Here is an 18425-nt window from a genome sequence, read left to right on the forward strand (position 1 = left end):
AAAGGAACACCCCAATGGCCCAGGCCGCTGAGCGTTACATGCAGGGGATCGCGGTCCCCGAGTCCGCCGTCCGCCCCTCCGAGTTCTTCGCGCGCACCCGCCGCAAGCTCGGCACCGAGGTCTCCAAGACGTTCGCGGGCCTGGCCCAGCAGGACGTCGTGGAGATCAAGAAGACCGACATCCTGAGCGAGGTCACGGTCCGCTTCGTCGGGCAGCTGACCGTCACCCCGGGCTCCGGCTCGGTCGCCACCACCCGCCGCTGGCCCTACGACCTGCTGCGCCAGGTCCGCTTCACCGCCAACGGTCAGAGCAACCTCATCAACTGCTCGGGCGCCAAGCTCAAGGTGCGCGAGTTCATGCACCACCACGACCTCAACGACCGCGGCGTCCAGCAGTCCATCGCCGGGTCGACGATCCAGCAGGGCACCCTGTCGCAGTCCCACGAGTCGTGGGGCGTCGGCTCCGGTGCGACCGCGATCGCCGGCGGCACCTACGACGTGGACCTGGAGTGGGTGCTGCCCATCGCTGAGGACCAGGTGGACCTCATGGGCGCGATCTTCTGCGCGACCTCCAGCACCGACCTGTCGCTGGTGCTCGACTGGGCCACGCCCGCCGAGCTCTTCGCCCTCGCGGGCAACGGCGCGGCCGGCCTGGCCGGCAAGGTGCAGGTGATCGCCAAGCGGTTCAGCATCCCGATCAGCGACGGCAACATCGTCGTGCCGGACCTCTCGCAGTTCCACTCGCTGATCCAGACCCGCTACACCAACCTCAGCCTCGGCGTGAACGAGCTGCGCATGACCGGCCAGGGCGCCGGCAAGACGCTGCTCCGCCTCTTCACGCAGGTCTGGAACGGCGCCGGCGCCGGTGCGCCGCTCGCGGTCACCGACGCCAACTACGGCCGGCTGGGCTGGCGCTACTCGGGCAACGAGACGCCCGACGAGCTCGAGAGCGGGATCATCCTCCGCGCCCTCAACGAGCGGTACTACAACACCGACATCGGCAAGGCGCACGGCTTCTTCTGCCACGAGTTCGCGCAGGAGAACGCCTTCCGCGACACGGTGGACCTCGGCACCACGTCCGAGTTCCGCCAGCTCGTCGAGCTCGCGTCGGGGCTGACCCTGACCAACGCGGCCGCCGAGTACGTCGCGGAGTCGATCTTCGTCGCTGGGGCCTGAGCCATGTCGCAGTGGATCAAGAGCGCCGAGGAGAAGTACGGCGGCGGCTTCCTCACCAACCGCCCCCAGCAGTCCGACGAGGCCCGCGAGCTGGCGAACGTCGCGGGTCCCCACCCCGGCACCAGCGCCTCGCCCCTGAGCCCGCAGAGCCCGCTCTTCTGGTTCGGGATCGTGGCCGCTGCGTCGGTCGGGCTCATGGCCTACTCCACGTCGGTGCGGGTCGGCCCGATCTCGGCGTCCGTGGGCGTCGGGAAGTGAGCGTCATGGCCGTCGGCGGCGCCGCTGCGCGTGGAGGCGCAGCGGCCGGTCGTGGAGCGGCTGCTGGCCGCGGCGCGACCACCGCCGGCGGCCGCAAGGCCGCGGCCGGTGGCGGGGCTCGCACGGCAGGCCGCCCCGCCACCGGTACGCGCTCGCGCGCAGCTGCACCGGCACCCGCGCCGGCCGCACCTGCGCCGGCTCCGGTGCCGAGCAAGACCGCCTCGCCGTCGACCCTCGAGGAGACCGCCGAGCAGATGCGAGCTGCGCAGTCGCAGCCGCAGAGCTCGAAGGGCTCACGCGGGGGAGAGGGCTTCTTCGACGGGGCTGAGCGCCGCTTCGACTCCGCGGCCCGGACGGCGGGCGGGCTCACGCTCACCCCGCCGCGCCGGCTCACGGCCAACGACGGCGCCGGCTTCCTCGGCGGTCTCTTCCTCTACGTCCTGGCGCTGAACTACCTGCGCTACGGCAAGGAGGGCGTGACCGGCTGGCTCGGGGCCAAGTTCGTCAACCGTCCATGGACCCCGCCCGACGACGGCGGGGCCGAGGACGGCGCACGAGGCACCACCCGCGACGACGCCGGCGTACGGGTGCTGACGTGAGGCTCGCGGGGCTGGTCATTGTCGTGGCCGGGGTCTGGATCATCACCCAGGTCACCGCCGGCGAGGCGCTCCAGCGGCTCGGAGTCGTCGAGTGAGCTGGCGCGGCATCTTCGCCGGCTCCCTGGCCCTGATCGCGCTCCAGGCGGTGGTCTCCTCGCGAGACAGCGCCGGTCGCGTCGGGTCCGGCCTGGAGTGGATCGCAGACCTGGTGAGCGCGGCGCTCGACCCCGGCACACCCGCGATCCCCGACCTCGCAGGCGTCAGCTACGACGCAGGCCCCGAGCCCGGCACCGAGGGCTGGGGCGAGGGCAAGAAGTCGCAGGACGGCTGAGCACCACCCCCCACAACCACCAAGGAAGCGAGCACGACCATGAAGAACTCCCTCAAGTACGGCGCGGGGCTGCTGGCGATCTACCTGATCGTCTACAACGGCTCGAAGTCCGGCACCGTCCTGACCAAGGGCGCAGCCGGCAGCGCGCAGATCATCAAGGCATTCCAGGGCCGGTGATCTGACATGGGTTGGGCCAACGTCCGCCAGACCGTCGTGGTCGAGGCCGGGCGCGATCCTCGCGAGAGCATCGTGCTCGGGCTCGGTCGCGCGATCCTGCGACGCACACAGGGCATGGGGCTGCACGTCTACCACGGCGCAGACGGCTCGCCTGAGACCAGCTACGGCGGCTCCTACGCCCCGCAGGTCCAGGCGCAGATCGTCGGCGCCGCGATGGGCATCGCCACCCCCGACCTGATCCGCGACATGGGTGGCGCCGACATCGCCACCGGTGTCACCGAGGAAGCCTCGGGCGCCTCGCGGCAGTTCGCTGAGCGGCTGCGCCGCGGCCGGAGCGTGGTCTGATGGCTCGCGCCGGCTTCGAGGGTCCGCTGGAGACCTCCAGCACGGGCCCCAGCGCGCCCGCCGCCTCTTCCGGGCCGTCCGCTGCCGCTGGGGGACGGTCCGGGATCAAGCTCGGCAAGAAGGCCCAGCTCGGCGCCGCGGCCGCGGCCGTGGCCGTGCTCGCCCTGGTGATGGGCCGCCGTGGCGGGGGCAGCCAGGACTTCGGGGAGGCCGACACCACGGCCACCGACCTGTACGGCGAGCTGCAGCCGCAGCTCGAAGGGCTCCAGGTCGGGCTCGACAACCTCAGCGGCAGCGTCGAGGACCAGTTCGGCAACCTCAACGACGCCGTGCTGGACCTGTCCCAGCCGGTCACCCCGGGCACCCCCGAGGAGCCCGAAGAGGTCGAGCCCGGCCCCCGAGGTCCGCGCGGACCCCGTGGCCCCAAGGGCAAGCCGGGCAAGGCCGGCGGTGGTCGCGGTGGCCGGCCGAAGAAGCCGAAGAAGGAGAAGGACCGCACCAGCCCCGCCGAGCGGAAGAAGCGCCGCCGGCGGCGTGCGCGCCGCGAGGAGCGCGAGGAGCAGGGCGGCAACCCCGGCACCGGCGGCGTACGCCCGCCGATCACCGACTACGTGCCCGGTGGGCTCCCGTGGGCGCCGCCCTCGCCGCCGGGACGTCGCCCCGGGGCGAAGCCCGCCTCCACCGTGCGCGGGGGCCGCCAGGCGGCCGCCGTCCGCAACGCCCAGCCCAAGGTCACCGCGCCCCCGCGCAACCAGAAGAAGAACGCGCCCGTGCCCGCGCCCAAGGGCAAGAGCGCGCCCGTGCGCAAGAACCCGATCAGGAAGCCCGGCCGCAAGTGAGCATGTCCATCCGTCAGGTGTACCAGCTGGCCCGCGGGGCCGGGCTGGGGCACGAGGCCGCCGTCATGGCGACCGCGATCGCGATCGGTGAGTCCGGGCTGAACCCCGGCGCCGTGGGCGACACCTCCCTGACGGATGCGACGTGGGGCCCCTCGATCGGGCTGTGGCAGGTCCGGTCCGTCAAGGCCGAGAGCGGCACCGGCAAGACCCGCGACGCCACCCGGCTCAAGTCGCCGGAGTTCAACGCCCGCAGCATGGCCGCGATCAGCCTCGGCGGGTCGCACTGGACCCCGTGGACGATCTACACCAACGGGGCGTACCGCACCCACCTGACCAAGGTGCGCGCCGAGGTCAGCAGCGGCGCCCAGGCGCCCGGCGGCAAGCCCAGCCCGGTCGGCTGGGACCTGCCCGGCCCGCTGCCCGAGGTCCCCGACCCCGGCGACGTGCTGAGCGACCTCGGCGGCGCCGTGGGCGGGGCGGCCAGCGGCACCGCTGGCGCCGTGGTCGGGCTGCTCGTCAAGAGCCTGGCCCCGGCCGTGCTGATCGGCGCCGGCCTGGTCGGTGGCTTCGCGCTGATCGTGATCGGCGCCTGGCGCGGCTCGGTCGACAGGGGCGAGTCGTGAGCATCACCGGCGCGAAGCGCCACAAGCCGCTGCCGGCCAAGAAGTGGGTGCACCCGGTCCCCGGGCACAAGATCAGCACGCCCTACGGGCAGCGCGGGTCCATGTGGTCCTCGGGGATGCACACCGGCGCCGACTTCGCCGCGCCCGCGGGCAAGACTGTGCACGCGGTCGCGGCCGGGCGCGTCACCCAGGCCGGCCCCGCCGGCGCCTACGGCACGCGCATCGTGGTCAGCCACGCCCCCGGGTTCGAGACCTGGTACTGCCACCTGAGCGAGATCCTCGCCGGGGTCGGCTCGCAGCTCGGCGCCGGCGCCTGGATCGGCAAGGTCGGCTCCACCGGCAACACCACCGGCCCGCACCTGCACCTGGAGGTGCGCGTCAACGGCGTGCACCGCGACCCCGCGCCGTACCTCTCCGGCGCGCAGGACTCGCCCAGCCTGCCCACGTTCCCCAACGACGCCCAGCCGGGCGGCGTCATCACCAACCCCGCCGTGGTGCCCTCCGGGGTCTCCACCGGCGACCTGACCGACTCCCTCGCCGCCGAGGTACGACGACTCGTGATCGTCGGCGGCGTGGTGCTCGGCGGCGTCGCCCTGGTCGCCACCGGCGTAGCGCAGGGCTCCCGCCCTCGGAAGAAAGCGAGCTGATCCATGAGCCTCGGCAAGAAGAAGCCGGACCCGCCGGCCACCGAGCCCGACGACCGCGACGTCACGCTGCTCAAGTGGGGCGCCGAGCTGCAGCGCGAGCTCGCGCAGTCCGTCGCCGGCGTGCTCGTGCGCGGCGCCCGTGCCGTGCCCGTGGGCCAGAGCCCCGGCGCGATCAGCCGGCCGGCCACCAGCGGCGCCAACAGCCTCATGGGGTTCAGCCTCAAGAACACCAGCTACGAGCTGCCCTGCACGGTGCACCTGATCGACGGCGAGAGCGTCGAGGACGGGCACCTGATCCTCGAGATCGAGCTCTCTCCGTCCGAGTCCGCGCGCGAGTGGTTCGGCATGTCCGGCGTCTCGCTGTCCCGCGGACTCGTCTACCACGACCCGAGCGGCCTCACCACCGGCTCGGTCTTCCTGAGAGGAAGTGACTACTGATGGGTGCCTCCGGCGCGTTCTCCGCGGTCCTCAACGACCTGTCCAACCTGCCCCAGGCCGTCACCGACGCCCAGGCGGCCGAGGCCGCCGCGACGGCGGCCAAGAACGCCGCTGAGACCGCGGCCGCCAGCGTCACCGCGGCCGCCGCCGACATCGAGGACCTGAAGACCCAGGCTCGAGACATCGAGGGCCCCAGCCTTCGCCCCCTGGCTCAGGTCCAGCGCGCCCGCACGGGCAAGTTCCGACTGAAGTTCGCCTCCACCAGCATCGGCAACGCCAGCGGCTCGGGGTACCGGGCTGCGGTCGAGCAGCTCAAGCGAATCCACGGGGACGCGCAGACCTACGTCGTGAGCCTGGGCGGCTTCGCCGGCTCCTACGAGAACACGGTCAACGGGTGGGTGAAGCAGCCTTACGGCGGCCCGGGTTTCGTCCGCCTGCGAGGTGACAGCGCCAGCACTCCGCTGACCGGCACGGCCCTGGACGCGGCCTACTTCGACACGCTCACCGTGCGCTACAGCAAGGAGCTCGACGGCGGCACATTCGGCGTCGAGGTCGACGGGGTCGTGGTGGGCAGCGTCGACTGCAACGGTGCCCAGGGCTACCAGAACCAGGCCACCTTCACGGTCGCCAAGGGCATCCACGCCGTCCGGCTGATCCCTCCGGCCAGTGGCTACGCCTACGCCGAGTTCGTGGAATTTGCCGTCGCGGGCGCTGCCGGTATCGAGTTCCTTGACGGATCGCTCGGCGGGTCCAGCCTGGCGAACATGGTCACCGTCCGTGCCCCGTCCGGCGCGCAGGTCGCCGGCATCGCGATCGGCGCCAACGTGGGTCTGGACTCCTACTTCGGAGTCGACGACTACGACATGGCCGTGCTCGCGCACATCGTCAACGACGCCGGACTCGGGGCCGGCAACCTGCCGACCTTCAAGAGCGCCGTCGACAGGCATGTCGACAACACCCGCAAGCTCGGCAAGCCGCTCCTCGTCGTCGTGGAGGCCGGCGCACACTACGGCCGGACCGTCGACGCCAACCACGCCACCTTCGTCGAGATGCGTGACTACCTGCTCGACCAGCGGCGACACAGCCACGTGACCGTACTCGACTGGCACGGTGAGACCTGGCTGGGCGACGACCCCGCCAGCGTCGGCAAGACGATCGAGCTCTACTACGCCGCCACCAACTACAACCCGGCCGATCAGTCCTACTCCGGCGACTTCACCCACCCCACCCAGGCCGGTTACCGGCCGCTGCTCGCCGCCCTGTGCATCACCTTCGGCATCCCGATCCCCCGCCAGACCCACCCTGCCGCGGTCGCCCAGGACGCCGCGAAGGACATCCCCCGCGGCCTCTCGGTTGACCGGACCACCAGCATCGCGGGTGTCGCGACACAGTTCTACGGGCCCCCGGGCGCGGTTGCTCTCCGGGCGCTGGGGACGTACCAGCACGTCAAGGACGGCGCCTATGTCTCCCCGGCAGCGCTGAACAACCGGACCCAGGGAGTCGTCGACGCGCTCGCGGCCAGCGTGACCAGCAACAAGTGGGGCAAGTACATCGACTACAACGCACAGATCCTGTCGCTGGGCACCTACGTCGACTGGGCCGCGGGCGAGCGCATGGTCTACACCTTCCGGGTCGCGGGAGCAGTGACGGTGCGCGGCTCGGGTGTCAACGGCACTCGCCTCTACAGCGCGGACGGCCAGCCGTTCCCGATGGACGGCAACGGCCGGTCCTACTTCCGACCCGGCGACGTCAACGCGATCGACGAGGAGCCCTACCTGATCAGCGTGATCGTCGGCGCGACCGCAGGCAACGGCTACTTCGACATCACCGGCCGGGTGTTCGGCATCGGCGCGGCCAAGTCCCTCGTCCCCGTCCTCGCCCCCGCCGCGCCCTACTGAGTTCCGACCCACACCAGAAACGCGAGAAGACCCATGACCACCACAACCGACCGTCCCACGGTCACCAACAGCACCGCCGTCCTGGTGATCGGCGTGCTCGCGATCGCAGGCGCGACCATCATCGGCGTGCTGGTCGCGATCCCCGAGAGCAAGAACCAGGCAGCGACGCTGACCATCGTGCTCGGCTTCCTCGGCACCTCGATCCCCACCGTGCTCAACGCGGTGCTGGGCAAGAAGGCCAACAAGAAGCTGGACCGGGTGCTCAACGGCGAGATGGACCGCAAGATCATGACCGCGGTGCACCAGGTGCTCGACGAGCGGGAGCCACTGAGCGCGGTCGATCCCACCGACGTACGGGCCGACCAGGGCGGGCCCCGAGCATGACCAGCGCACCGATCCACTTCCGGCGGCGCAGCACCGCGCTGCTGATCGGCTACGGGGGGATCCTGCTCGGCGCCGCGGCCCTGTACGACGCCTACGAGGGCCGCGGGCGCACCAAGCCGTTCATGGTCAAGTTTCTCCCCGGAGCCTGAGCCGTGCAGCTGCCACGACCCGTCCAGAGCGGCGGCGCCGCCTCGGGGGGTGGCGCCAGGTACAACGTCGTGGCCCAGGCCACCGTCGAGCCCTCGGGCGCGCTGGTCGCGCGCGTGCCTGCGCGGGACCTCGGGTGGCTCGCGCGCAGGATCGTGCTCCAGGGCCCGCCCGGGTCGATCTGCCGGCTCTACACCGGCGAGCCGGGCCCGACCAGCCTCGCGGACGGCTCCCAGGCCGGCGAGCTCGACGTGGCCGACTACTACCAGCCGCTCTACGTCGAGCGCAGCCTGCCGCTGGTCGCCGTGTGGAGCACCGGCACCGGTGAGCCGGTCACCGGCGAGGCGCTCCTGCGCGTCGAGCTCGAAGAGGTCGGCTGAGATGGGGTTCAGCAACCCGGCCCAGCCGATCAACTACGACCTGATCGCCCAGGCGGTCGCAGACGTCGTGATCGACTACGCGCAGGTGCGCGCGGCCGTCGACGAGGCCCTGGTCAGCACCGACGACGCCGTGGGGCAGGTGCGGTCCATTGTCCAGGCGATCCAGGGCGACGCCCTCGGCTCCGCCGACGTCCTGGCCGCGGCCGAGGCCGCTCTGGTGAGCACGGATGCCGCGATCGCTTCGCTGAGCGCGATTCTGAGCGACCTCCAGCCCGCGCCGGACGTGCCGAGCTGGGCCGCGGCGCGCGTGACGGCGCTGGGCGAGCTCGTCGCGATCCAGGCGGCGTACGACGCGGCCACCGCGCGCGGCGACGCCAGCCCGGAGGCCGCCGCGGTCCTGGCCGACCTCGAGACCAGGGCCGCGGCGCTGTGGGCCACCGTCAAGCCCTGATCGCGCTGGCGCTGGCCTGGCCGCTGGCCGGCGCCGCCCTGGTCGGGCTCGCGCTGCGCTGAGCTACTGCTGGGCGTGCCGATAGCCGGCGCTGATCGGGATCGGCGGGCACCGGTAGAGCGCGTGCTCCCGGGCGTCGTAGAGCGTGTACCAGTAGGGCCCGCGCGCCCGCGTCTCGTTCAGGGTGCGCTTGAGCACCGCGGGCTCGACGCCGATCGACTCGGCCATGCGCTGCACGTCGCTGGGGTTCGGCACGTCGTACATCACCACCCGGTCGGCCTGGGCCAGCACCAGCGGGTCGATGGTGACCGGCCGGGGACAGCACAGGATCGCGGAGGCGTAGTAGTGCCGGCTCTGCTGGAGCAGGATCCTGGCGTGCGGGCCGGTGCGGTTCGAGGGGAACACCTCGCCCGCTTCGTCAATCCAGGTCAGCGTGCGCCGGCTGCGCGGGTGCAGCGCGAGGCCCACCGCGCGGTCCAGGTCCTCGCGGTACGTCGGGCTGCCGGGGTTCGCGATCCAGCGGGTCACGGTGTGCTCGCCGCGCTTCCTCGGCATCGGCAGCTCGGTCGGCAGCTTGGCCACCGTGACCGTGCCGATGTCCTCGCCCGGGTCGGCGTCGCCGTGCGGGTCGATCACCCACTTGTCGATCGCCGGCCAGTTGCGGAACACCTCGCGCGCCCACACGCTCTTGCCCGAGCCCTTGCGGCCCACGCAGAGGATCAGCTGGTTGAGGTCGGGGTCCAGCGCCGGGAACGGCGCTGCGCCCTCGCTCACGCCTGCCAGGGGTCGCGCGGCGGCACGGTGCCGTCGTCGGCGCCCAGGTCGGCCGGCGGCGCCGGCTGGGGCTCCTCGGCGTAGTAGGTCGCGATCGCGGCCCGCGTGTTCAGCTGCTTGACCGCGTAGCCCACGACGCCGAGCACCAGGCGCACGAGGTCGGTCACGTCGGGGTTCTCCACCCCCGACGGCGCCCGGCGCGAGGCGAGGCCGGCCAGCGGGTCGCTGATCGCCTCCAGGTCGTCGTCGTCGGGCAGGTACAGCCCGGCGTCGCGCTCGGGCGTGCCGTCGCGGGTGAGGAACTGGTGGGCGGCGCCGCCGGCGGTCGCGACCGCCTGGCGCACAGTCTCCTTGATCGCGCGGAGCTTGGCCCTACTGGTCGAGCGGGGAGCGGAAGGCGTAGCGGGGGAGTCGTCGGCGGGCTCGCTGCTCGCGTCGGGACTCTCCGACCACTCCGGCTCCGTCTCCGGCCGATCCTGGCTGGTGCTCGGCATGAACAACGGGCTGCTCGGGGTCGGGTCCTCCGGCGGGGTCAGGGGCAGGTCCGCCGTCGTCGGCTCCGGGCTCGGGGTCGGGCTGCTTGCGGCCTCGCGGCTTCGGCTGGGGGGCATCGTAGGTGACCTCTTTCACGGTGGGCGCGCTCGACGGCGCGGGGGTGGGTGCCTGGTCAGCAGGCTTCTGCGCCGCCGGCGTACGACGGGCCTTGACCGTCAGGTCGCAGCCGTCCGCCGAGCAGGTGCCGGTCCAGGTGGTCTGGCGCGGCTTCTCGGTCTGGCGCTCGGTCACGTGGCCGGCGGCGCAGACGCCGCGAACATTGACGCGCCGAGCAGATGCGGGAGTGGGTGCGGACACCCGTTGATAGTGGGAGCAAACCCGGTGCATGACGCGGCAATAACTCGGCGCGTGTCGCACCCCGAGGAGCGTGGATCACGCTCGGAAGGCGGCTTTGCTGTGACGATTATCGAAGAGCTCGACGGACTGCCCCAGCGCATCGCGACCTCGGCGGAGAGGTATCGCGAGCTGCTGGCCGCGGCGGCGACCGAGAAGAAGGTGCGGGACCAGCTGATCGTGCTGGCCGTCGACGAGGCCGGCATGACGCAGGCCGCCACCGCCCGAGCGGCGGGGCTCACACAGCCGACCGTGGTCCAGATCCTCGCGGCCGCCTCGACCGACTAGCCGGCCAGCAGCCCGGCCCGGGCCGCGGTGCGCACCCGGGCGTCGGCCAGGCCGATGTAGCGCAGCGTCGTCTCCGGCTTGGTGTGCCCGAGCAGCCGCATCACCGCGAACAGGTCGCCGGTGCCTTCGTAGGAGCGGGTCGCGAGCCGGTGGCGCAGGTTGTGCGCGGTCCAGCCCTCGGGCAGCGCGGCCGACATGATCCGCGAGACGTGGCCGGCGGTGATCGGCTGGCCGGTCCAGCGGTTGGGGAAGGCGTAGCCGTCGAGCAGCTGCAGCCGGCCGTGCAGCGTGTACTCCTCGATCGGGACCAGGCGTTGCTTGCCGCCCTTGCCGTGCACCAGCAGCACGTCGTCGAGCACGTCGCGGGAGTGGACCGCGGCTATCTCGCGCACCCGCAGCCCGCCGAACGCGCCGAGCTGCATCATCAGGGTCAGCCGCGGGTCGAGCCGGGTCACGGCGTACTTCACGACGAACTCCGGGGCCGGGCGCGCGACCGCCTGGGGCACGCGCACCGAAGGCAGCGCGAACGCCGGGTCGTCGTCGATGTAGCCGTGCCCGTGGGCCCAGCGGAAGAAGCCGCGGTAGACCGTGCGCGCGGACTTGCGCGCCTCCCCGGCCCACCGCTCGTTGCCGATCGCGGTCTCGAGGTGGCGGTGGGTGATCGTCCAGGGCGTCGGCGTCACCTCGATCAGCTGGTTGAGGTAGTGCCGGTGCAGGCGGATGGTGGCGGGGGAGCGGTTGGCCGCGCGCTGCGCGGTCGCGTACTCATGCATCGCGGCCGGCCAGGTGGCGGGCCGCTTCGGTCGGGTCACAGGTGCGAATCCTCAGCCCCACGAGCCCCAGGCGTCCCGGGAATGCACAGCCTTCCCAGGTGTCGAGTCCCACCAGCAGAACGCAGCCCCCCGCGCGTTCATGTGCTAGCGACCCTGGCGACTGACGCGACAGGTCGGGCAGGTGTGCAGGTCGCCGGTGATGCCGACCAGCCACAGCAGCGGCTCGACCGTCCCGCCGTCCAGCAGGTTGCGCCGCGTGGCGCCATGCTCGAAGTCGTCGGGGTACGGCGCGACCGCCCAGCCGCGCGGCAGGTCGAAGAGGTCGAGCTGCGGACCGGTGCCGAACCGCTCGCGGGTGCCGTAGCTGCGCCGCTGGCAGCGCAGCAGCGGACCGCCGGCGTGGTGGCGCATCGGGTCGTCGCACTCGACGTAGGGGCGACCGGTACCGGTCGTGTAGTGGCTCACGACGCCCGCCCGACGCGCCGCGCGGCCAGGCTTACCACGTTGCTCACACCGCTGCTGACCAGGGCGAACGGGTAACCGGAGGGTTGTTGGTTCGAGTCCAACCGGGGGAGCAGAGACCGAAGGGCCCGCACGCGACATCGTCGCGGCGGGCCCTTCGGTGTTCTCCGGGCCGTTGTCCGGCTACTCGCCCCAGCCCATCGGGAAGACCTCGAACGGTGCGGCCATCGCGGAGCCGAGCCGCTGACCGGCAGCGCGGGCTCCGCCCTCGAGGAACTCGGCGGCGTCGAAGTCCTGCCAGCCCAGCCCGTCGATGTAGGCCCGGTGCGCCTCGAGCGAGGCGACGCCGGCCCGGAAGGTGTCGGTGGTGTCGACCGCGTGCGTGGCCTGCGGTGAGCCGAAGGCCCACACCTCCCGGACCCCGCCCCACGGCTCCAGGGTGCCGACCGAGCGCTCGCCGGTGAGCTGCTCGGGGAAGACCCAGCGGTTGCCGGCGTCACGCACGGCGTCGACGACGGCGCGGCCGACGGCGATGTGGTCGGCCTGGTTGAGGTTGCGACCGCCCCAGGTCTCGCGGAAGTTGCCGGTGAGCACGACGTCGGGCCGGTGCCGGCGCACCACCTCGGCGATCACGCGGCGCAACGGGACGCCGTACTCGAGGATGCCGTCGGGCAGACCGAGGAACTCCACGGTGTCGACCCCCACGACCCGGGCGCTGTCGACCTGCTCCTGCTCGCGCAGCGGCCGGACCTCGTCGGGGTGCAGGCCGTCGATGCCGGCCTCGCCGCTGGTGACCATGCAGTAGGCCACGTCCTTGCCCTGCCCGGTCCAGCGGGCGACCGCTGCCGCGGCACCGAACTCCAGGTCGTCGGGGTGCGCGACCACGCACAGCAGACGCTGCCAGGTCTCGTCGAGGGGCTCCAGGGGCTGCGGTGTCTCGGGCTGTGGCGACATGCTCCCGAGCGTGGCACGCCGCTCGCCGCCGCGCACCCCCCACGGCGCGCGGCTACCCTGCCGCGCATGGGAACCAAGGTCGCCGACCTGCTCGACTCGCTCGCCAGCGCGGGGCCGCGGGTGCTGCTCGCCGTGGTCGTCGTGGTCGTCGGCTACCTGGTCTCGCGGGGCCTGCGCTGGGTGCTGCACCGGCTGCTGGCGCCTCGGCACACTCCGAGCTTCGCCGCCGTGATGAGCAAGCTCGCGGGCTGGGTGCTGCTCTTCCTGGCCGTGATGGCAGCGATCGTGGTCGTCTTCCCCTCGGTCGAGCCGGTCAACATGCTGGCGGGTCTGGGCTTCTTCTCGGTGGCGGCCGGGTTCGCCTTCCAGGACATCCTGGAGAACCTGCTCTCCGGGCTGCTCCTGGTCCTGCGCCAGCCCTTCAGGTCCGGCGACCAGATCGCGGTGGGCGAGGTCTCGGGGACCGTCCAGGCGATCACCATCCGGGAGACCCGGCTCAAGACCTTCGACGGGCAGCTCGTGCTGGTCCCCAACCGCGACGTCTACAAGGCGGTCATCACGGTGAGCACGCACTTCGCGAGCCGGCGGATCTCGGTCGTGGTCGGCATCGCCTACGAGAACGACCCTGCGGAGGCCTGCCGGGTCATCCGCGCCGCCCTCGGCGAGGGGCTTCCCCTCCTCGACGACACTCCTGCGCCCGAGGCGGTCGTGACCCGGCTCGGCGTCTCCACCGTCGACATCGAGGCGCGGTTCTGGTGCGGGCCCGACCAGCACGACGTGGTGCTGGCGGTGGATGCGGCGACCCGTGCGGTCAAGGCGGCGCTGGACGAGGCGGGCATCGAGATGCCGGCCGACATCGTCGTCCTCCAGGCCACGCCGAGCCTGCGCGCCGCCATCTCGGGGGAGGCCGAGGTGACGCCGGGCGGCGGCGTGCGGGCTCGCCCCGCCTAGCAGACGCCCGCGGGCGGCTGGCTAGGGTACGTCGGCGAGGGGCGGTAGCTCAGTCGGTCAGAGCAGAGGACTCATAATCCTTGGGTCGTGGGTTCGAGCCCCACCCGCCCTACCACTGTCCTTGCAGCTCAGCGGCGTACACGGTCTCCGTCGGCATTGTGCCGGCGGGGGCCGTTCATACGTTCCTACCAACGCGGTTAAACCTGCGTCATCTCGGGCCATGTGGCTGCGCTGTTGCAGGAGCGCCTGGCGAGGTCCTCCGTGTCACTAGTGGTGCCTTTGACGGCCGTACCTGAGAGCGCCCACGCGTGACGAAGCCGCCCCGGCGCTCGCCTGCGTGAGGCGGACGCCGGGGCGTTGTTGATCGGGGCCTCGGGCGGTCCAGCCCACCAGTGTTGTTGAGTCGATCCGCTGCGGCCTGACGGGAGCTGGTGGGACTCTTCGATGTCTCTGCCTCTCAATCGCAAGGAAGTTTTTCGTGGCTTTCCGCATCAACCGGACGCGCGTCGCCAGCGTTGCCGTGGCCTCTGTCGCCCTCACCGCCGCCGTGAGCGGCGCCTACGCCACCTCGGCGGCCAACGAGGACGATGGCGTCATTAACGCTTGCTTCCGGCTCAAGACCGGCGACCTGCGCCTCGAGAAGGCGAACCGGCCGTGCGCCACGGACGCGCCGAAGTGGAGGTTGCGGGAGAAGCGCATTTCCTGGAACGAGGAAGGCCTGCCCGGAGCTGACGGTCTGGCGGGTGCCGACGGCACTGCTGGGGCCGATGGCCAGGACGGATCGCAGGGACCGATGGGGGAGCCCGGCGCAGAGGGCCCCCGGGGTGCCGTGGGTCCTGCTGGGCCGGTGGGCCCGATCGGTCTGATCGGTCCCATGGGTCTGCCCGGCCTTGACGGCAAGGACGGGGCCGATGGCACGGACGGCCAGGACGGCCAGGACGGCCAGGACGGCTCCGACGGGAGGAATGGCCTCGATGGCCTCGCTGGGGTTGACGGGAACACCGTGCTGAGCGGAGAAGGTGCTCCGGCCATCGGCTACGGCGGCAACGGCGACTTCTACTACGACACCACCGCCACGACTCTGTACGGCCCGAAGGTCGACGACACGTGGCCGACAGGGATCTCGCTCAAGGGGCCCCAGGGCGAGAAGGGCGAGCGAGGTCTACAGGGCCTGCGCGGTGAGCAGGGCCTCCAGGGTCTGCCGGGCGACGCGGGCAAGGACGGCGCCCAGGGTCCGCAGGGCATCCAGGGGCTAACCGGACCCACGGGGCCCGTCGGACCCGAAGGACCTGCCGGTCCCGGCGCCGACCTGTTCGGCACCAACACAGGCAACGCCGCCGCGGGTCGCGGTTGGGAATGCACGATGGGCGAGATCACGCTGACAGCTGCAGTCGTTGGCGGAGGCCTCCCCGCTCGTGGCCAGTTGCTGAGCATCTCTCAGAACCAGGCCTTGTTCTCGCTGCTCGGCACCACCTACGGCGGTGACGGCAGAACCACGTTCGCGCTCCCCGACCTGCGTGACGCAGCACCCAACGGGATGTCCTACATGATCTGCGACCAGGGCATCTACCCCTCGCGGCTCTGAGCGCAGACATCAGCTCGACGCACGCCGCGCCCCCCACCTCCCACGGCGTCAGCCCCAGCAGCTCTGCCGCCAGCCGGTCAGCAGCCCGAAAGGTCGCCGTCCGTCCCGGTGAGCACGCTCGATCGCCTTCTCCAGCCCGGACCGTCGCGGCACCCGGGCCCCCGTGCGCGGCCGACGGTCGCCAGCAGGGCCAGCAGCGGCGCGGCTGGCAGCCTCCGGGGGGCTGCAACGTCGCTGCTACGCAACGCTCACGGACGGGGTCCGAAAGACCCGGACGACGGGTCGGGCGAGCGCCACGGGTCAGGCGAGCCCCACCCGCCCCACCAACGGCCGGTACGTGGGGGACCCAGCCCACCAGGGTGTAGAGACGCCCTCGGGAGGTTGGTGGACTCCTCCTGTGGAACCGATCCAGGAGACCAAGGCTGCCCTCGACGAGCTCGCGACCGAGCACCCCGAGGGCGACGACCTGCGCGCCAGCCTGCAGGACCTGGCTGCGAGGGTGCGCGAGCTGGTGCCCGACTGCGTCGGGATGTCGATCGCGTGGCGACGCCACGGGGTGGTGCTGACCCTGGTGGCCACCGACGACGAGATCGCCCTCCTCGACGCCGTGCAGTACGCGTTGGGCGGTCCCTGCGTGCAGGCGATCGAGGCCGGGGAGCGCACCGACGTCCGCGACATCGACGTGCTCGACGAGACGGCCTGGCAGGCCTTCGCCGAGCTCTCGGCCGCGACGGCGGTGCGCAGCAGCCTGACCATGCCGCTCCTCGAGGACGGCTCGGTGGTCGGCACCGCCAACCTCTACGCAGCCTCCCGCGCGGCCTTCGACGACCAGCACGACGCCTTGGCCGAGGTGCTGGGTGGCTGGGCGCCCAGTGCGGTCACCAACGCCGACCTGTCCTTCCGCACCCGCGAGGAGGCCCAGCGCGCGCCCGGCGTGCTCAAGGATGCGGCGGTGCTGGCGCAGGCGACGGGCATGCTCGCCGCCCACCTGGGCGTGGGCGTCGACGACGCCGAGGCGGTGCTGCACGACGCCGCGCTGCGTGCCGGGGTGCCCGTGCGGGTCCTGGCGCAGGCACTGGTCCGCGCGGTCTCGGGCGGCGGCCCGGGCGGCGAGGGCGGCCCGCCCGAGGTCGGCTGAGCGAGCGGGCCCAGACCTGCTGGCCCGCCCATCCCCGGTCGGTCAGCCCTGGTTCGGTCAGCCCTGGTTCGGTCAGCCCTGGTTCGAGACCCGTCGCTCCTCCAGGACGCGGTCGCGGCTGCGCACCAGCCGCAGCATCGTGACCAGGCCCAGACCGCCGACCATGTTGCCCAGCACGGTCCAGGAGAACCACCGCGCCCAGTCGACGTACCCGAAGCCGGCGTCGCCGGTGTGCAGGGCCCCGAAGGCCAGCAGGGAGTCGAGGACGGAGTGGAACATCTGCAGGCCTGCGATCAGGAAGCCGATGGCGATCGCGGCGATGATCTTGGCCGCCATGTCGTCGGTGCCCTGCTGCATGCGGGTGAGCAGCGTGATCGCGGCGCCGGCCAGGACGGCCAGCGAGAAGGTCTCGAGCGACAGCCCGGCCTCGACGAAGTGCGTGGCCGAGGTGACCAGGTCGGCGTGGTAGGCCGGGAAGGCCTGCACCACCAGCCACATGATGACCCAGCCGCCGAGCAGGTTGCCGATCAAGGTCAGGCCCCACAGCCGCAGCAGCGAGCGCACCCGGGCGCGGCGCGCCGCCACCGTGACCACGGGGATCAGGAAGCCCTCGGTGAACAGCTCCGAGCGGGCCAGCAGCAGCGCCACGAAGCCCAGCGAGAACGCGATGCCGGCGAGCGGGTGGCTGCCGGTCTCGTGGTAGACCGCCAGCATCGCCAGGACCCCGAAGGCGACCTCGGAGCCGCCGAAGAACCCGGTGACCCCGGTGGTGACGACGCCCCGACCCATCCGCTGCACGCCCTCGTCGAGCTGGCGGTCGATGGCGCTCTCGAGCTCGTCCTCCAGCGGGCCGTCGGTCCGGCCCTGGTCGCGGGGGGAGTCCTCGGCGTGGTCGCGACCCCCGTCCGTGTGCTCGCTCATGGCCTCATCCTGGGTCCGCGCCACCACCGCTGACGGGTGCCGCGCCGCTCAGCCGCGGCCCTCACCCTGCAACCGGTCGATGTGCTCGGAGGCCTCGGCCTTGGTCAGGTCGGCGTCGATGGTCTCGCCCGCCTCGCGGGCCAGGGTGTCGAGGTAGCTCTTCTGCGCGCCGGTGGCGGGCTCGTCGCCGCTGACCCAGTCCTGCGGGTCCTTCTCGGTCGCGGTGGGGTCGGGCGCCTCGGCACCCAGGACGTCGGGCTGGTCGGTGTTCGCACGTGCGTTCGATTCCATGCCCACGACGCTACCCACCTGACGCACCGACCCCAAGGCCCCTGTGGGGTGAGCGGCCGGCAGGCGGCAGACTGGGGTCATGATCGCCGCGCCCAAGTACGGCTTCGTCGTCCTCGCCGTGCCCAAGTCGGGGTCCACCGCCCTCGAGGCGGCCTTCGCCCGGCACGCCCAGCTGGTCACCTCGGGACCGCACTCGCTCAAGCACGTCGGCGCGGAGGGGTTCGAGCGCGACATCGCGCCGCTGCTCGACCAGCACGGGTACGCCCGTGCCGACTACGAGACCTGCGCGCTGGTGCGCGACCCGGTGTCGTGGATGTCGTCGTGGTGGCGCTACCGCTCCCGGCCCGGCATCGTCGGCACCTCGACGTACACCGGCGACATGAGCTTCGACGAGTTCGTCGGCCGGGTCGCCGCCGGCGAGATCGAGCTGCCCTCGCAGTCCAGCTACGTCAACCGCGCCGACGGCACGCCGGGCGTCGACCGGCTCTACCGCTACGAGGACCTCGACGAGTGCCTCGCCTGGCTGCGCGCGTGCCTGGGGCCCAAGAAGGCGCGCAAGACCGAGCTGCGCCAGCGCAACGTCTCGCCCGACCGGGCCCACGAGACCTCCGCGGCCACGCGCGACCTCGTCGAGCAGACCTATGCCGCCGACCTGGCGCTGCACCGCGACGTCGCGACGGGACGCCTGGCGGGGGACTGACCCCGACC

Annotated in this window: 28 protein-coding genes and 1 tRNA gene; 21 read left to right on the forward strand and 8 right to left on the reverse strand. The window is 72.3% G+C overall.

Annotation, left to right across the window (positions count from 1 at the left end; genetic code table 11):
* Positions 1-14: 14 nt before the first annotated feature.
* The 15 genes from JOE61_RS19290 (at position 15) to JOE61_RS19360 (ending at position 8692) form a co-directional block, all read left to right on the forward strand.
* Positions 15-1175: a hypothetical protein gene (locus JOE61_RS19290; RefSeq protein ID WP_193667340.1), complete on the forward strand. Its 1161-nt coding sequence runs from the start codon at positions 15-17 to the stop codon at positions 1173-1175.
* Positions 1176-1178: 3 nt separating this feature from the next.
* Positions 1179-1433, forward strand: a complete 255-nt coding sequence (locus JOE61_RS19295; protein ID WP_193667339.1) for a hypothetical protein — start codon at positions 1179-1181, stop codon at positions 1431-1433.
* Positions 1434-1636: 203 nt separating this feature from the next.
* Complete coding sequence (locus tag JOE61_RS19300) at positions 1637-2032, forward strand: hypothetical protein (RefSeq protein WP_193667338.1); 396 nt, start codon at positions 1637-1639, stop codon at positions 2030-2032.
* Between the two features lie 91 nt (positions 2033-2123).
* The gene (locus JOE61_RS19305; RefSeq protein ID WP_193667337.1) at positions 2124-2363 is read left to right on the forward strand and encodes a hypothetical protein; all 240 of its coding nucleotides are present in this window, start codon (positions 2124-2126) and stop codon (positions 2361-2363) included.
* 39 nt (positions 2364-2402) lie between these two features.
* Positions 2403-2540 carry a hypothetical protein gene (locus JOE61_RS19310; protein WP_193667336.1) on the forward strand — a complete coding sequence of 46 codons (138 nt, stop codon included), beginning with the start codon at positions 2403-2405 and terminating at the stop codon, positions 2538-2540.
* A 6-nt stretch (positions 2541-2546) separates the two neighbouring features.
* A complete protein-coding gene (locus JOE61_RS19315; protein WP_193667335.1) occupies positions 2547-2885 on the forward strand; it encodes a hypothetical protein in 339 nt (112 codons plus the stop codon).
* The gene (locus JOE61_RS19320; RefSeq protein WP_193667334.1) at positions 2885-3724 is read left to right on the forward strand and encodes a hypothetical protein; all 840 of its coding nucleotides are present in this window, start codon (positions 2885-2887) and stop codon (positions 3722-3724) included. The genes JOE61_RS19315 and JOE61_RS19320 overlap by 1 nt, the downstream gene beginning before the upstream one ends.
* 2 nt (positions 3725-3726) lie before the next feature.
* Positions 3727-4347: a transglycosylase SLT domain-containing protein gene (locus tag JOE61_RS19325; RefSeq protein ID WP_193667333.1), complete on the forward strand. Its 621-nt coding sequence runs from the start codon at positions 3727-3729 to the stop codon at positions 4345-4347.
* Positions 4344-4994 carry a M23 family metallopeptidase gene (locus tag JOE61_RS19330; protein ID WP_193667332.1) on the forward strand — a complete coding sequence of 217 codons (651 nt, stop codon included), beginning with the start codon at positions 4344-4346 and terminating at the stop codon, positions 4992-4994. Before JOE61_RS19325 ends, JOE61_RS19330 begins: the two co-directional genes overlap by 4 nt.
* Before the next feature lie 3 nt (positions 4995-4997).
* Entirely contained in the window at positions 4998-5432 is a 435-nt protein-coding gene (locus JOE61_RS19335) for a hypothetical protein (protein ID WP_193667331.1), read from the forward strand.
* Positions 5432-7330, forward strand: coding sequence for a hypothetical protein (locus tag JOE61_RS19340; protein WP_193667330.1), 1899 nt, complete (start codon positions 5432-5434; stop codon positions 7328-7330). Before JOE61_RS19335 ends, JOE61_RS19340 begins: the two co-directional genes overlap by 1 nt.
* Positions 7331-7363: 33 nt before the next feature.
* On the forward strand, positions 7364-7714 hold the full coding sequence (locus tag JOE61_RS19345) for a hypothetical protein (RefSeq protein WP_193667329.1): 351 nt from the start codon (positions 7364-7366) through the stop codon (positions 7712-7714).
* The gene (locus tag JOE61_RS19350) at positions 7711-7863 is read left to right on the forward strand and encodes a hypothetical protein (protein ID WP_193667328.1); all 153 of its coding nucleotides are present in this window, start codon (positions 7711-7713) and stop codon (positions 7861-7863) included. Before JOE61_RS19345 ends, JOE61_RS19350 begins: the two co-directional genes overlap by 4 nt.
* A gap of 3 nt (positions 7864-7866) precedes the next feature.
* Complete coding sequence (locus JOE61_RS19355; protein ID WP_193667327.1) at positions 7867-8241, forward strand: hypothetical protein; 375 nt, start codon at positions 7867-7869, stop codon at positions 8239-8241.
* Position 8242: 1 nt separating this feature from the next.
* Positions 8243-8692 (forward strand): hypothetical protein, encoded by a 450-nt coding sequence (locus tag JOE61_RS19360; RefSeq protein ID WP_193667326.1) that lies wholly within the window; start codon positions 8243-8245, stop codon positions 8690-8692.
* Between the two features lie 63 nt (positions 8693-8755).
* Here the strand turns inward: JOE61_RS19360 and JOE61_RS19365 are convergent, their stop codons facing one another.
* Genes JOE61_RS19365 through JOE61_RS19375 form a run of 3 tightly spaced genes read right to left on the reverse strand, consistent with a single transcriptional unit; the run spans position 8756 to position 10318 of the window.
* On the reverse strand, positions 8756-9466 hold the full coding sequence (locus JOE61_RS19365) for a hypothetical protein (protein WP_193667325.1): 711 nt from the start codon (positions 9464-9466) through the stop codon (positions 8756-8758).
* Positions 9463-9810, reverse strand: coding sequence for a hypothetical protein (locus JOE61_RS19370; protein WP_193667324.1), 348 nt, complete (start codon positions 9808-9810; stop codon positions 9463-9465). The genes JOE61_RS19365 and JOE61_RS19370 overlap by 4 nt, the downstream gene beginning before the upstream one ends.
* 28 nt (positions 9811-9838) lie before the next feature.
* Positions 9839-10318: a hypothetical protein gene (locus JOE61_RS19375; RefSeq protein ID WP_193667323.1), complete on the reverse strand. Its 480-nt coding sequence runs from the start codon at positions 10316-10318 to the stop codon at positions 9839-9841.
* Positions 10319-10417: 99 nt separating this feature from the next.
* On the opposite strand from JOE61_RS19375, the gene JOE61_RS19380 reads away from it, so the two are divergent.
* Positions 10418-10642: a hypothetical protein gene (locus JOE61_RS19380; RefSeq protein ID WP_193667322.1), complete on the forward strand. Its 225-nt coding sequence runs from the start codon at positions 10418-10420 to the stop codon at positions 10640-10642.
* Here the strand turns inward: JOE61_RS19380 and JOE61_RS22325 are convergent.
* The 3 genes from JOE61_RS22325 to JOE61_RS19395 form a co-directional block, all read right to left on the reverse strand.
* Positions 10639-11454: a tyrosine-type recombinase/integrase gene (locus JOE61_RS22325; protein ID WP_193667321.1), complete on the reverse strand. Its 816-nt coding sequence runs from the start codon at positions 11452-11454 to the stop codon at positions 10639-10641. The two genes, JOE61_RS19380 and JOE61_RS22325, sit on opposite strands and share 4 nt — an antisense overlap.
* A 105-nt stretch (positions 11455-11559) precedes the next feature.
* Positions 11560-11880 (reverse strand): hypothetical protein, encoded by a 321-nt coding sequence (locus JOE61_RS19390; RefSeq protein ID WP_193667320.1) that lies wholly within the window; start codon positions 11878-11880, stop codon positions 11560-11562.
* 180 nt (positions 11881-12060) lie between these two features.
* Positions 12061-12831, reverse strand: a complete 771-nt coding sequence (locus JOE61_RS19395) for a PIG-L deacetylase family protein (RefSeq protein WP_193667319.1) — start codon at positions 12829-12831, stop codon at positions 12061-12063.
* Between the two features lie 66 nt (positions 12832-12897).
* On the opposite strand from JOE61_RS19395, the gene JOE61_RS19400 reads away from it, so the two are divergent.
* The 4 genes from JOE61_RS19400 (at position 12898) to JOE61_RS19415 (ending at position 16505) form a co-directional block, all read left to right on the forward strand.
* Positions 12898-13782, forward strand: coding sequence for a mechanosensitive ion channel family protein (locus JOE61_RS19400; protein WP_193667318.1), 885 nt, complete (start codon positions 12898-12900; stop codon positions 13780-13782).
* 38 nt (positions 13783-13820) lie between these two features.
* A tRNA-Ile gene (locus JOE61_RS19405) sits at positions 13821-13897 on the forward strand.
* Positions 13898-14260: 363 nt separating this feature from the next.
* On the forward strand, positions 14261-15367 hold the full coding sequence (locus tag JOE61_RS22650) for a tail fiber protein (protein ID WP_204797318.1): 1107 nt from the start codon (positions 14261-14263) through the stop codon (positions 15365-15367).
* Between the two features lie 397 nt (positions 15368-15764).
* A complete protein-coding gene (locus JOE61_RS19415) occupies positions 15765-16505 on the forward strand; it encodes a GAF and ANTAR domain-containing protein (protein WP_193667317.1) in 741 nt (246 codons plus the stop codon).
* 72 nt (positions 16506-16577) lie between these two features.
* Here the strand turns inward: JOE61_RS19415 and JOE61_RS19420 are convergent, their stop codons facing one another.
* Both JOE61_RS19420 and JOE61_RS19425 read right to left on the reverse strand, forming a co-directional pair.
* Positions 16578-17426 (reverse strand): formate/nitrite transporter family protein, encoded by an 849-nt coding sequence (locus JOE61_RS19420; RefSeq protein ID WP_193667316.1) that lies wholly within the window; start codon positions 17424-17426, stop codon positions 16578-16580.
* Positions 17427-17474: 48 nt separating this feature from the next.
* A complete protein-coding gene (locus tag JOE61_RS19425; protein WP_193667315.1) occupies positions 17475-17717 on the reverse strand; it encodes a DUF3072 domain-containing protein in 243 nt (80 codons plus the stop codon).
* Between the two features lie 79 nt (positions 17718-17796).
* Between JOE61_RS19425 and JOE61_RS19430 the strand changes: the two genes are divergently transcribed.
* A complete protein-coding gene (locus JOE61_RS19430) occupies positions 17797-18417 on the forward strand; it encodes a sulfotransferase family protein (RefSeq protein ID WP_193667314.1) in 621 nt (206 codons plus the stop codon).
* Positions 18418-18425: the final 8 nt, after the last annotated feature.

Origin of the sequence: Nocardioides salarius, assembly GCF_016907435.1 — a bacterium.
In the GTDB taxonomy this organism is placed as follows: Bacteria; Actinomycetota; Actinomycetes; order Propionibacteriales; family Nocardioidaceae; genus Nocardioides; species Nocardioides salarius.

What these genes read in the sequence shown, in the direction of transcription:
- JOE61_RS19340 (WP_193667330.1), top strand. Translation starts at nt 5,432, where the DNA reads ATGGGTGCCTCCGGCGCGTTCTCCGCGGTCCTCAACGACCTGTCCAAC.
- JOE61_RS19395 (WP_193667319.1), bottom strand. Translation starts at nt 12,831, where the DNA reads ATGTCGCCACAGCCCGAGACACCGCAGCCCCTGGAGCCCCTCGACGAG.
- JOE61_RS19295 (WP_193667339.1), top strand. Translation starts at nt 1,179, where the DNA reads ATGTCGCAGTGGATCAAGAGCGCCGAGGAGAAGTACGGCGGCGGCTTC.
- JOE61_RS19290 (WP_193667340.1), top strand. Translation starts at nt 15, where the DNA reads ATGGCCCAGGCCGCTGAGCGTTACATGCAGGGGATCGCGGTCCCCGAG.
- JOE61_RS19345 (WP_193667329.1), top strand. Translation starts at nt 7,364, where the DNA reads ATGACCACCACAACCGACCGTCCCACGGTCACCAACAGCACCGCCGTC.
- JOE61_RS19315 (WP_193667335.1), top strand. Translation starts at nt 2,547, where the DNA reads ATGGGTTGGGCCAACGTCCGCCAGACCGTCGTGGTCGAGGCCGGGCGC.
- JOE61_RS19325 (WP_193667333.1), top strand. Translation starts at nt 3,727, where the DNA reads ATGTCCATCCGTCAGGTGTACCAGCTGGCCCGCGGGGCCGGGCTGGGG.
- JOE61_RS19425 (WP_193667315.1), bottom strand. Translation starts at nt 17,717, where the DNA reads ATGGAATCGAACGCACGTGCGAACACCGACCAGCCCGACGTCCTGGGT.
- JOE61_RS19420 (WP_193667316.1), bottom strand. Translation starts at nt 17,426, where the DNA reads ATGAGCGAGCACACGGACGGGGGTCGCGACCACGCCGAGGACTCCCCC.
- JOE61_RS19335 (WP_193667331.1), top strand. Translation starts at nt 4,998, where the DNA reads ATGAGCCTCGGCAAGAAGAAGCCGGACCCGCCGGCCACCGAGCCCGAC.
- JOE61_RS19350 (WP_193667328.1), top strand. Translation starts at nt 7,711, where the DNA reads ATGACCAGCGCACCGATCCACTTCCGGCGGCGCAGCACCGCGCTGCTG.
- JOE61_RS19360 (WP_193667326.1), top strand. Translation starts at nt 8,243, where the DNA reads ATGGGGTTCAGCAACCCGGCCCAGCCGATCAACTACGACCTGATCGCC.
- JOE61_RS19320 (WP_193667334.1), top strand. Translation starts at nt 2,885, where the DNA reads ATGGCTCGCGCCGGCTTCGAGGGTCCGCTGGAGACCTCCAGCACGGGC.
- JOE61_RS19400 (WP_193667318.1), top strand. Translation starts at nt 12,898, where the DNA reads ATGGGAACCAAGGTCGCCGACCTGCTCGACTCGCTCGCCAGCGCGGGG.
- JOE61_RS19430 (WP_193667314.1), top strand. Translation starts at nt 17,797, where the DNA reads ATGATCGCCGCGCCCAAGTACGGCTTCGTCGTCCTCGCCGTGCCCAAG.
- JOE61_RS19310 (WP_193667336.1), top strand. Translation starts at nt 2,403, where the DNA reads ATGAAGAACTCCCTCAAGTACGGCGCGGGGCTGCTGGCGATCTACCTG.